Consider the following 10,385-nt stretch of genomic DNA (forward strand, 5'->3'; position numbering starts at 1 on the left):
AACGACTACATCGCCGCGGCGATCCGCGCAGCCACGGCCCGCAGCTCCTCGGTGTCGACGGCGATCACTCCGCCGTGGTCGATGCTCAGCCCGCCCACCGGTCGCCTCCCAGGCAGTGGTCGCGCACACCGCGGAGCCGTTCGACCTCGGCAGACGCGGCGTGGTGCTGCCGCTCGATCCCCTCGTGCAGCGCCCGGAGCGCTGCGGACTCCCACGCCGTGTCGTCGACCACCGCGCGCAGCGTGCCGACGGCGTCGTTCAGCGCGTGCAGCGCATCGCCCAGATGGCTCGAGGCGCGGATGCGGGCCCAGACGTGCGGTGGAGTGTCGAAGGTGGTGGCGGTGAACGCGGTCATGGCTCCACCCTGCGCCGGTGCCGACATGGCTCCCGACCCGGTTCGCAGTGCCCGTGAAGAGATCGCGCGGATGCACAGACGTGCAGGAAGGGCGGGTCCCGCGAGGCCGCCGCTGTGCAGGAGGCGCCCCGACCGGCAGAATGGTCACCGTGACAGCCCAGGATCCCTTCCGCGTGATCTTCGTCTGCACGGGCAACATCTGCCGCTCCCCCATGGCCGAGGTCGTGTTCCGCGACCTCGCGGAACGCCAGGGCCTCGGCGCGCGGATCGTCTCGCGCAGCGCGGGCACGGGCGACTGGCACCTGGGCGAGCGCGCCGACCACCGCACGATCGACTCGCTCGCGCGCCGCGGCTACGACGGCTCGCAGCACCGCGCCAAGCAGTTCACGTTCGCGTCGTTCGCGGAGAACGACCTCGTGGTCGCGCTCGACCGCACGCACGAGCGCATCCTGCGGGAGTGGGCGCGCGACGAAGACGAGGAGGGCAAGGTCACGCTCCTGCTCTCGTTCGACCCGAACGCGCCGAGCCCCGACGTGCCGGACCCCTACTACGCGGGCGCCGAGATGTTCGATTCGGTGCTCGGTATGATTGAGACCGCCACGCGGGGGCTGTTCCGCCAGCTCGAACCCGCTCTGCGCCCGCCCCGCACGCCCCGACTCTGAGGGGCCCGATCAGGAGGACTCCCCTGACTTTCCAGCCCTCGCTCCCGCCGCAGCCCCTGAGCCCCCTCGACGGTCGCTACCGCGGTGCCGTCACCGGACTCGCCGACTTCCTCTCCGAAGCCGGGCTCAACCGCGCGCGCGTCGAGGTCGAGGTGGAATGGCTGATCGCGCTCACCGACCGCTCGCTCTTCGAGACGAGCCCGCTGTCGGACGCCGACAAGGAGCGCCTGCGCGCGCTGTACCGCGACTTCGGCCAGGCCGAGATCGACTGGCTCGCCGAGAAGGAGGCCATCACGCAGCACGACGTGAAGGCCGTGGAGTACCTGGTGCGCGACCGTCTCTCGACGCTCGGACTCGACGCGATCGCCGAGCTCACGCACTTCGCCTGCACGAGCGAGGACATCAACTCCGCCTCCTACGCCCTCACCGTCAAGCGCGCGGTCGAGGAGGTCTGGCTCCCGGCCCTCGACACCGTGATCGCGAAGCTGCGCGAGCTGGCGGTCGAGCACGCCGACGCCGCGATGCTGTCCCGCACGCACGGCCAGCCCGCCACGCCCTCGACCATGGGCAAGGAGCTCGCGGTGTTCGCGTGGCGGCTGGAGCGCGTCCGTGCGCAGATCGCCGGCACCGACTACCTCGCGAAGTTCTCCGGCGCGACCGGCACCTGGTCGGCACACCTGTCCGCCGACCCCGACGCCGACTGGCCCACCATCGCCCGCGAGTACATCGAGGGCCTGGGGCTCGGCTTCAACCTCCTGACGACGCAGATCGAGTCGCACGACTGGCAGGTCGAGCTCTACGACCGCGTGCGGCACGCCGGTGGCATCCTGCACAACCTCGCCACCGACATCTGGACGTACATCTCGCTCGGCTACTTCGCGCAGATCCCGGTCGCCGGTGCCACGGGCTCGTCGACCATGCCGCACAAGATCAACCCGATCCGCTTCGAGAACGCCGAGGCGAACCTGGAGATCTCCGGCGCCCTGTTCGCGTCGCTCGGGCAGACCCTCGTCACGAGCCGCCTGCAGCGCGACCTCACCGACTCCACCACGCAGCGCAACATCGGTGTCGCGTTCGGGCACTCGCTGCTCGCGCTCGACAACCTGCGCCGGGGACTCAACGCGATCTCGCTCTCGCGCGACGTGCTGCTCGCCGACCTCGACGGCAACTGGGAGGTGCTGGCCGAGGCGATCCAGACGGTCATCCGGGCCGAGGTGGTCGCCGGGCGCTCCACCATCACCGACCCGTACGCGCTGCTCAAGGAGCTCACGCGCGGGCACCGCGTCGGCGCGGCCGAGCTCGCGGCATTCGTCGAGGGTCTGGAGATCGGCGACGCCGCCAAGCAGCGCCTGCTCGCCCTGACCCCCGCGACCTACACGGGTATCGCCGAGCGCCTCGCCCGCTGAGCCCGCGCGCGGTCAGCCGGAGTACGACTCCACGCGGTCGCGCGGCATGAACGACGCCGCGAGCAGGGTGAGCAGCGCGGTCACGGCGACCGCGATGAACACCCCGACCGACGCGTGCACGATCGTGCCGGGGTCGTCCGGCCCTGCCCCCTGGGAGATGATCGCGTTCGAGATCGCCCCGAACACGGCCACCCCGACCGCGCTGCCTGCCGAGCGGGCGAACGCGTTCATGCCGGTCACGGCGCCGCGCTCACCCCACTCCACCGACGACTGCGCGGCGATCAGGGTCGGCGCCGCGCTCCACCCCAGGCCGAAGCCCAGCACGAACGCGATCACGGCGAGCACGTACGGGTTCGGCCACGACGCGACCGAGGCCAGGACGATCGCCGCGACCGAGGCGATGCTCATGCCGATCAGCGTGGTGCGGCGGAAGCCGATGCGCAGGTACAACCGCCCCACGTTGGCCGCGGCGATGGGCCACCCGAGCGTGAGCGCGGCCACGGCGAGGCCCGACAGCAGCGGCACGATGCCGAGCGAGCCCTCCAGGTAGGTGGGCGCGAAGCTGGTCACGCCGATCATGAGCGCCCCCACGCCGAGCGACACCAGGGTCGTGGTGAGGATGAGCCGGCGCGAGACGAGCCGCAGGTCGACGATCGGCTCCGGTGCCCGCCGCTCCACCAGCGCGAACAGCACCAGGGCCGCGATCCCCGCCCCGAAGCACAGCGCGCTCGGCGCCGACAGCCACTCCCAGGCGTTGCCGCCCTCGAGCAGCCCGAGGATCACCCCGGTCAGGCCGACCGTCAGCAGCACGGCCCCGAGGTAGTCGATGCGGTGCCGTTGCGTCTGCTTCTGCTCCGTGTACCGCCGCAGCAGCACCCACGCGGCGAGCAGGCACAGGGGGATGTTGATCAGGAAGATCCAGCGCCACGCGTCGAGCTGGGCGAACACGCCGCCGAGGGCCGGTCCGACCACCGACGACACCGCCCACACGCTGGCGATGTAGCCCTGCACCTTCGCGCGCTCGGCGACCGTGTAGATGTCGCCGACGATCGTCATCGACATGGGGGCGACGGCTCCGGCGCCGAGCCCCTGGACCACCCGGAACGCGATGAGCGCCGGCATGCTCCACGCGAGACCGCAGAGGACCGAGCCGAGCAGGAACAGGGCGATGCCGAGCAGGATGATGGGCTTGCGTCCGACCGTGTCCGCGAAGCGCGAGTAGATGGGCACGCTCACGGCCTGGGCGAGCAGGTACACCGAGAAGAGCCACGGGAACTGCTGGTAACTGCCGAGGTCGCGCACGATGCTGGGCACGGCGGTGGCCAGGATCGTGGCGTCGATCGCGATGAGACCCGTCGAGAGCATCAGCGCCGCGAGCACCGGTCCGCGTTCCGAGCGGAGTCCGACGGAGGCGCGATCGATGGGGGTGCTCACGTCAGGCACAAGCCGCCCGCCCGCCGGAGTATTCCGACGGACGGGCGGCCGAGGGTCGTCACTTCGCGGTGCCGGAGCGCCCGGGGGCCTGGTCGTCGCTGTCGGGCTTCTCGCCCGGCTCCGCGTCGTACAGCACCGGCCGGTCGATGGTCTTGGTCACATCGGCCGGGTCGACCGCGAGGATCAGCATCGCGAGGATCAGCAGGGTGACGATGAACGCGGAGCCACCCACGACCAGGCTCAGGGCCAGCGGCGTGAGCCCTTCGTACGTGCCGTTCGCGATGGCCGTGTTCACGCGCAGGGTGAAGGCACCGGTCGACACCAGCGTGACCACCATCGCGAACACGCCGCAGCCCAGCGCGATGCCGAGCAGGTGGAGCGGACGCAGGATGTCCCGCCGGGTGGGCTTCTCGTCGCTCATCGCTCTCCTCCGTGCTGGACCGGCTCGCTCTGGTCGTCGTGGGGGACCTCCGGCGCGTCGGCGCGCTTCGGGGTCAGTCCCGCAATGCCGAGGAAGACGGCGACGATCGCCGCGTAACCGCCGAACATGCCCACGCCCAGGATGATGCCGGAGAGCACGAACGTGCCCGCCGCGTCGATCGTGTACTCCTGCACGAACCCGGCCGGGATCAGCAGCATCACCACCGCCAGCAGGAGCGTCAGCGCGCCGACCGTGATCGCGTCGCGGGCGAGCATCCCGCCCACGCGACGCGCCCGGATGCCCGCGAGCAGCTCGATCCCGCCGCTGAGCACCGCCCACGAGATCACCACCACGAAGAACACGTCGTCCGTGCGCCAGGCGGGGACGCCGCTCGCCATGCCGGCGAGGGCGCTCACCACGGCGAGCAGGATGGAGGACCAGCGCGAACCCGCGGGCAGCACCAGCCAGGCGGCCAGCACGTGCACGAGCGCCGTCACCAGCACGAACCCGCTGAACACCGACAGCCCCACCGGGGCGGAGTGATCCGACGAGAAGGTGATCATGAGGGCGGCGACGGCCGCGAACAGTGCGCGCAGCAGTTGCACGTGGCGCATGGTGAACGCGCGAGCAGGGGCAGACATGCAGAGTCCTCCGGGGTTTCCCCCCAGTCTACGCGGGGGCGGGAGACGCCAGCGCCGGGCGGATGCGCGTGAAGCCCGGCGGATCTCCCCAGATCGATTGCCGGGCTTCACGACATACGCAGCACGGGGGGCGTCACTGCGTCGGGCCGGACGGTCGCGGGGTCGGGCACCTCCCCCACACGTCAGAGCCCAGTGACCCACGTGCTCGCTCGGTCCCCTGAAGCGTGCTCGCGCGGTCTTATGCTCACTCTAGGGAAGTGTTCTTCACATACCGGACGGGGGGTTGTGATGGAGTACACGAACGGTGGCGTGCCGCGCCCACCCGGGCGCAGCGCCTTCGCCAGGGCACTGCGCGACGCGATCAACGCGAGACCCGTGACGCTCTCCTGGCTGCAACGCCAGCTCAAGGCACGCGGCAACCGGGTGTCGATGGCCACGCTGAGCTACTGGCGCTCCGGGTCTCGCCGGCCGGAGGGCGCGCAGTCGCTCGCGGCCCTGGCCGACATCGAGGACCTGCTCGGGCTGGAGGACGCCGCGCTCAGCCGTCTGCTCCGCCCCAACCGCACCGGACCGCTCGGGGTGAGCGGCTTCCCCATCGACCACCGCGAGATCGAGCAGGCCGTGATCGACGCCTACACGGCGATGGGCAGCCCGTACCCCGACACGTCACGCGAGCTGACCACGCACTCGGTCACCGACGTCGACGAGCGGGGCAACGTGTCCTTCTGCTCCACCAGGAGCATCGTGCAGTCCACGACCGGCACCATCCATGCGATCCCGTTCCTGGAGATCATGCCGGGGCTGCCCTCCCCTGCCCCCATCCTGCGGGCGGTGTCGGGCGGCCGTTTCACCCGCCACTACTCGCACCCGGGCGGCGAGGTGCACGGCGCGCTGTTCGAGCTGGACGTGCCGCTCGAGGCGCCCGACACGGCGATGGTCGAGTGGTCGGTGGAGTACCCGCCGGGGTCGCCGCCGTCGCGCGACACCGGGCACGCGGTGGGCCGCCAGTGCCGGGAGCTGCTGGTGTGGACGCGATTCCACCCCGACGCGGTGCCCGACTGGTGCGAAGAGGTCGTGGAGACCCCGGACGGCCGCTCGGTCTCGCCCGTCCCGCTCACCCGCGGCACCTCCGTGCACCAGGTGCGGCGCGCGTTCGGCCCGGGCGCCCTCCAGCTGCGCTGGGGGTACGGGCCCGCGGACGCGGAGGTTCAGCCGGGCTGATCGCCCGTCGCGACCGGACGACCGGGGGTGTTCGACCACTGGCTCCACGAGCCGGGGAACACCCGGGCGTCGATGCCGACCTCGTGCAGCACGAGCGCCGTGTGCGCCGCGGTGACGCCGGAGCCGCAGTACGCCGCAACAGGGGTGCCGCGGGTGACGCCGACCCCTTCGAGCGTGGCGAGCACGGTGTCGCGGTCGAGCACCCGGCCGTCCGCATCGAGATGCAGACCGGTCGGGAGGTTGATGGCACCGGGGATGTGTCCGGCCACCGGGTCGAGCGGCTCGGTCTCGCCGCGGTAGCGCTCGGGCGCGCGCACGTCGAGGAGCACGCCCGACTCCGGGAACGCAGCGGCCTCGTCGATCGTGAGGGCGTCGTCGCCGATCTCGTCGAGCACCACATCGCCCGGCTCCGGGATCACGTCGTCGGTCGCGGTGCCGTACCCGGCGGCCGTCCAGGCGCGGAGCCCGCCGTCGAGCACGCGCACACGAACACCGGCCTGCCGGAGCAGCCACCACGCGCGAGCCGCCGCGAGCCCCTTCGTGTCGTCGTACGCCACGACCGTGTCGCCCTCGCGCACGCCCCACCGGCGCGCGGCCGCCTGGAGCGTGGCGGTCGACGGCAGTGGGTGGCGCCCCGCGTCCGGCTCGCCGTGCGTGGACAGCTCCGTGTCCAGAGCCGCGAACACCGCGCCGGGGATGTGACCGGTGAGGTAGTCGGCGTGCCCGGCCTCCGGTCGATCGAGACGCCAGCGCACGTCGATCACGCGGACGGGCGCCTCACCGGCGAGGAGGTCGTGCAGTTCGGTCGCGGAGACGAGGTCGCTCATGCTGCGAGGCTACCGACTCCCCGTGCGTCTTCGGTTCGTCGCGTCATCCGACGACACGGCCGAGAAGCGTCGCGGGAAGCGCGCACGAATCAGCGCCAGCGCAGCGGCAAGCTCAGGTGCGCGGAACATCGCCAATGCCGAGACGTAGACCGCCCCACTGAGCAGACCGATCGCGATCGTCCCGAGAACACCCGGGAGCTTGTCACTGACGAACCAACCAGCCTGACCGCCGAGTGCGAGATACAACGCCCACCCCGCGAGTGTCGCTGGCACTGCTGCCAAGAGACACCGCGCCAGTGGGCGAACCCAATCTTGGACGTGAAGACCGCCGAGTCTCCGCCGGAGCAACACCACCGCGATTGCGCTCTGGCCGATCGACGCGACCGACTGCCCCAGAGCGACGGCTGCTGCAAGTGATGTGACCGGGAGGATATGCAGCTCATGGAGCAGCCACGCGAGGCTGGCGGTCGCGATCACGACTGCGGTCTGGAAGAGCGTGAACCAGAACGGCGTACGTGTATCTCCGAGCGCATAAAAGGTCCGCTGCACGATAAATAGAACGGCGAGCGGTACCAAACTCAACAAGTAGCAGCAAAGGACGAGAGAGGCCTCCGCTGCATCGTGTGGTGAATTCGTAAAGACGCGCGAAGCGGGCACGGCAGCCGCGACTAAGGCCGACAGTGCTGCGAACAAGAAGAACCCCAGTGTTCTGATGCTCCGCGAAATGTCCCGCCTCATCTCGGGATATGCGCCGAGCGACGCGTGCTCGGACAATCGCGTGTAATAGGGGGTTCCGATCGACAGCACGATGATCGAATACGGCAGCATGAAGACGAGCCAGGCATTGCTCATCACGGCCGATGCGGCGCCCTGGCCGGATGCCTCGTTTGCGACCCAGCTCTGATAGAAGCCCGCGCCGAGGCTGACCAATGCCATAAGAAGAGTCCAGCTCGCAACGCGGCCAAGATCGCCCAGCTGGGCGCCCCGCCACCGGAAGTCGATCTCCAGCCGGATAGCGGTTCTCCTCCAGAAGAGAAGGAGGACCAGCGCTTGCAGGGCAATGCCGCCGGTCGCTACGCCGCCTAGTGACGCGATCATGCCCGGGCTCCATTCCGCCACTCGCGCAAGGTTCTCGCCGAATGCCATACCGATGAGCAGGAATCCGATGATCGACAAGATGTTGTTCGCCACCGGCGCCCAGGCGAACGGGCCAAAAATGCCCTTGGCATTCAGCACCTCACCGAGCAGCGCATACAAGCCGTAGAAGAAGATCTGCGGGAGACACCAATACGCGAACGCGGTGGCGAGGGCGATCTGAGCGGTGTTCTCAGGGCGCAACTGCAAGGAGACCAGCCAGGGTGCCACAACGACGGCCGCGCCCGTCATCAGCAGGAAAATAGCTCCGCCAATCGTGACCAGCTTCGATACAAACTCCTCGCCGTCTTGGCGCCGCGATGCTCGGACGATCTGGGGCACGATCACGGCCGTGAGGATACCGACGGAGATCAGCCCGAAGATGCTGTTAGGAAGTTGGTTCGCCACGGAGAACGCGTCGGCGACCGCCGATCTGTTCGAGCCGACCACACCGACGAGAACGACCGTCCGCAGGAGACCGGTTACCCGGGAAGCAAGAGTGCCCGCTCCGAGCATGATGCTTCCGCGTTCCACCCCGACCATCCGCTCCTCGGTTCCGCCGTCGGGGGCCGATGATGTCACGTCGCTTCTCCTTCGAGTAGCGAGATGCCCGGGTTTATTCGCGGACCCCGTCGGGAATAGAAGCGGGCGGCGGGCGTTGCACCCCGCATGATTGAAAGTTCAACCGTCGCGCCGGCTGCCACCGAACGGACCCGCGTGCGGGTGCCGCTGCGCTTCGGCGACGGGTACACCACCACGGCCGACGTCGTGACCTTCGACGGACTGGTCGACGGACGCGAGCACCTGCTGCTCGGCCTCGGCGACTGGCGCGCGGCGCTCGACCGCGCGGCCGAGGGCGGCGATGCCCCGCTCGTCCGCCCGCACAGCGAGTGCCTCACCGGCGACGTGTTCGGCTCCGAGCGCTGCGACTGCGGCCCCCAGCTGCGCGAAGCGGTCGAGCGGATCGCCGAGCAGGGCGGGTTCCTGCTGTATCTGCGCCAGGAGGGTCGCGGCATCGGCCTCTACGCCAAGCTCGACGCCTACGCGCTGCAGGACGCCGGTCTCGACACGTACGAGGCGAACGTCGCCCTGGGTCACGGCGAGGACGAGCGCGACTACACGGTCGCCGCCCAGATGCTCCGCGCCGTCGGGGTCGACGGCATCCGTCTGCTGAGCAACAACCCCGACAAGGCCGTGCAGCTCGAGGCGCTGGGCATCCGCGTGACCGAGCGCGTGCCCACCGGCGTGCACCTGTCGGAGTCGAACTCGCGCTACCTGCAGGCCAAGCGCGACCACACCGCGCACACGATCGACCTGTCGGCGGCGTGACCGGCGGGGAGGACACCATGACGGCCCAGCGCTCGGAGCGTCGGCTCGACGACACGGAGATGACGACGTGGCTGCCCGTCATCCGCTTCGTGCAGCTGCTGCCCCAGGTGCTCGACCGCACGCTCAAGGACGAGGTGGGCCTGAATCACGCGCGCTACGCGATCATGGTCACGCTCGCGGGGCGCGACGACGGCGCGGTCACCATGACGGAACTCGCACGCATCGCCGGTCTGAGCCGTTCGCGGCTGAGTCACGCGCTCGACTCCCTCGAGGAGCGGGGCTGGGTCGAGCGCACGTCGTGCAGTACTGACAAGCGCACGCTGTCGGCCGCGCTCACCCCCGCGGGCAGGGAGATGCTGCGCACCGCCGCCCCCGTGCACGTGGAGCAGGTGCGCGAGCTGGTACTCGACCCGCTCACCCCCGCGGAACGCGAACAGCTCCAGTCGATCCTCACGAAGCTGCTCCCGGGTGTGACCGCGGCGCTCTGAGGCGTTCTGCTCTGAGCAGAACGCCTCGAACCCCGCCGAGCGCCCGGATTATCGTGAGGCATGGCCGACATCGTCCCGTTCCCCCGCGCTCCCCGTCCCGCCCGTCCCCAGCCGAGCGACCCCGAGCCGCTGTGGCGGCAGCTGCTGGGCGACCAGCTCCGCCGTCGGCGGCACGACCGCGAGGAGACCCTCACCGCCACCGCCGAGAAGGCCGGGGTGTCGCCGCAATACCTCTCCGAGGTCGAGCGCGGGCTCAAGGAGCCGTCGAGCGAGATGATCGCCGCGATCGCCGGAGCCCTCGACACGAGCCTGGTCGAGCTGACCAGCGCCGTGGCCGACGACCTGCGCGCGACTGCGGCCTCGGCATCGGCATCGGCTGCGGTCTCGGCCTCGCGCGGCGCCTTCGCCCTCGCGGCCTGACCTCCCCGGTGGAGCCCGGGTTCGCCGCCGCCCGCGACGCCTGCCCC

Annotated in this window: 12 protein-coding genes; 6 read left to right on the plus strand and 6 right to left on the minus strand. The window is 70.4% G+C overall.

Features of this window, described 5'->3' with window-relative positions:
• Window positions 1-85: 85 nt before the first annotated feature.
• Window positions 86-355 (minus strand): hypothetical protein, encoded by a 270-nt coding sequence (locus DW299_RS09070; protein ID WP_136032036.1) that lies wholly within the window; start codon window positions 353-355, stop codon window positions 86-88.
• A gap of 140 nt (window positions 356-495) precedes the next feature.
• On the opposite strand from DW299_RS09070, the gene DW299_RS09075 reads away from it, so the two are divergent.
• Entirely contained in the window at window positions 496-1,017 is a 522-nt protein-coding gene (locus DW299_RS09075) for a low molecular weight protein-tyrosine-phosphatase (protein WP_205812681.1), read from the plus strand.
• 23 nt (window positions 1,018-1,040) lie between these two features.
• Window positions 1,041-2,423, plus strand: coding sequence for an adenylosuccinate lyase (gene purB / locus DW299_RS09080; RefSeq protein WP_136036386.1), 1,383 nt, complete (start codon window positions 1,041-1,043; stop codon window positions 2,421-2,423).
• A 12-nt stretch (window positions 2,424-2,435) separates the two neighbouring features.
• Here the strand turns inward: purB and DW299_RS09085 are convergent, their stop codons facing one another.
• The 3 genes from DW299_RS09085 to DW299_RS09095 all read right to left on the minus strand — a co-directional run bounded on the left by DW299_RS09085 (window position 2,436) and on the right by DW299_RS09095 (window position 4,919).
• Window positions 2,436-3,788 carry an MFS transporter gene (locus tag DW299_RS09085; RefSeq protein WP_378823190.1) on the minus strand — a complete coding sequence of 451 codons (1,353 nt, stop codon included), beginning with the start codon at window positions 3,786-3,788 and terminating at the stop codon, window positions 2,436-2,438.
• Window positions 3,789-3,915: 127 nt separating this feature from the next.
• Window positions 3,916-4,278: a hypothetical protein gene (locus DW299_RS09090; protein WP_136032030.1), complete on the minus strand. Its 363-nt coding sequence runs from the start codon at window positions 4,276-4,278 to the stop codon at window positions 3,916-3,918.
• Entirely contained in the window at window positions 4,275-4,919 is a 645-nt protein-coding gene (locus tag DW299_RS09095; RefSeq protein ID WP_136036388.1) for an acyl-CoA synthetase, read from the minus strand. Before DW299_RS09095 ends, DW299_RS09090 begins: the two co-directional genes overlap by 4 nt.
• Window positions 4,920-5,207: 288 nt before the next feature.
• On the opposite strand from DW299_RS09095, the gene DW299_RS09100 reads away from it, so the two are divergent.
• Window positions 5,208-6,140 (plus strand): hypothetical protein, encoded by a 933-nt coding sequence (locus tag DW299_RS09100; RefSeq protein WP_136036389.1) that lies wholly within the window; start codon window positions 5,208-5,210, stop codon window positions 6,138-6,140.
• Here DW299_RS09100 and DW299_RS09105 read toward each other — a convergent pair.
• Both DW299_RS09105 and murJ read right to left on the minus strand, forming a co-directional pair.
• On the minus strand, window positions 6,128-6,967 hold the full coding sequence (locus DW299_RS09105; RefSeq protein ID WP_136036390.1) for a sulfurtransferase: 840 nt from the start codon (window positions 6,965-6,967) through the stop codon (window positions 6,128-6,130). The genes DW299_RS09100 and DW299_RS09105 overlap by 13 nt on opposite strands.
• Before the next feature lie 9 nt (window positions 6,968-6,976).
• Complete coding sequence (murJ, locus tag DW299_RS09110) at window positions 6,977-8,683, minus strand: murein biosynthesis integral membrane protein MurJ (protein ID WP_240745362.1); 1,707 nt, start codon at window positions 8,681-8,683, stop codon at window positions 6,977-6,979.
• 87 nt (window positions 8,684-8,770) lie between these two features.
• Here murJ and DW299_RS09115 point away from each other — a divergent pair, with 87 nt between their 5' ends.
• Genes DW299_RS09115 through DW299_RS09125 form a run of 3 tightly spaced genes read left to right on the plus strand, consistent with a single transcriptional unit; the run spans window position 8,771 to window position 10,338 of the window.
• Complete coding sequence (locus tag DW299_RS09115) at window positions 8,771-9,430, plus strand: GTP cyclohydrolase II (protein WP_136032021.1); 660 nt, start codon at window positions 8,771-8,773, stop codon at window positions 9,428-9,430.
• Window positions 9,431-9,447: 17 nt separating this feature from the next.
• Window positions 9,448-9,918, plus strand: a complete 471-nt coding sequence (locus tag DW299_RS09120; protein WP_136036391.1) for a MarR family winged helix-turn-helix transcriptional regulator — start codon at window positions 9,448-9,450, stop codon at window positions 9,916-9,918.
• 60 nt (window positions 9,919-9,978) lie between these two features.
• Window positions 9,979-10,338 (plus strand): helix-turn-helix domain-containing protein, encoded by a 360-nt coding sequence (locus tag DW299_RS09125; RefSeq protein ID WP_136036392.1) that lies wholly within the window; start codon window positions 9,979-9,981, stop codon window positions 10,336-10,338.
• The last annotated feature ends 47 nt before the right edge of the window (window positions 10,339-10,385 follow it).

The sequence above is a fragment of the Microbacterium sp. K35 genome (assembly GCF_004794375.1).
In the GTDB taxonomy this organism is placed as follows: domain Bacteria; phylum Actinomycetota; class Actinomycetes; order Actinomycetales; family Microbacteriaceae; genus Microbacterium; species Microbacterium sufflavum.

Coding starts and splice junctions, on each gene's coding strand:
- DW299_RS09095 (WP_136036388.1), bottom strand. CDS start 4,919: ATGTCTGCCCCTGCTCGCGCGTTCACCATGCGCCACGTGCAACTGCTG.
- DW299_RS09105 (WP_136036390.1), bottom strand. CDS start 6,967: ATGAGCGACCTCGTCTCCGCGACCGAACTGCACGACCTCCTCGCCGGT.
- DW299_RS09075 (WP_205812681.1), top strand. CDS start 496: ATGGTCACCGTGACAGCCCAGGATCCCTTCCGCGTGATCTTCGTCTGC.
- DW299_RS09085 (WP_378823190.1), bottom strand. CDS start 3,788: ATGCTCTCGACGGGTCTCATCGCGATCGACGCCACGATCCTGGCCACC.
- DW299_RS09115 (WP_136032021.1), top strand. CDS start 8,771: ATGATTGAAAGTTCAACCGTCGCGCCGGCTGCCACCGAACGGACCCGC.
- DW299_RS09125 (WP_136036392.1), top strand. CDS start 9,979: ATGGCCGACATCGTCCCGTTCCCCCGCGCTCCCCGTCCCGCCCGTCCC.
- DW299_RS09120 (WP_136036391.1), top strand. CDS start 9,448: ATGACGGCCCAGCGCTCGGAGCGTCGGCTCGACGACACGGAGATGACG.
- DW299_RS09090 (WP_136032030.1), bottom strand. CDS start 4,278: ATGAGCGACGAGAAGCCCACCCGGCGGGACATCCTGCGTCCGCTCCAC.
- DW299_RS09100 (WP_136036389.1), top strand. CDS start 5,208: ATGGAGTACACGAACGGTGGCGTGCCGCGCCCACCCGGGCGCAGCGCC.
- DW299_RS09070 (WP_136032036.1), bottom strand. CDS start 355: ATGACCGCGTTCACCGCCACCACCTTCGACACTCCACCGCACGTCTGG.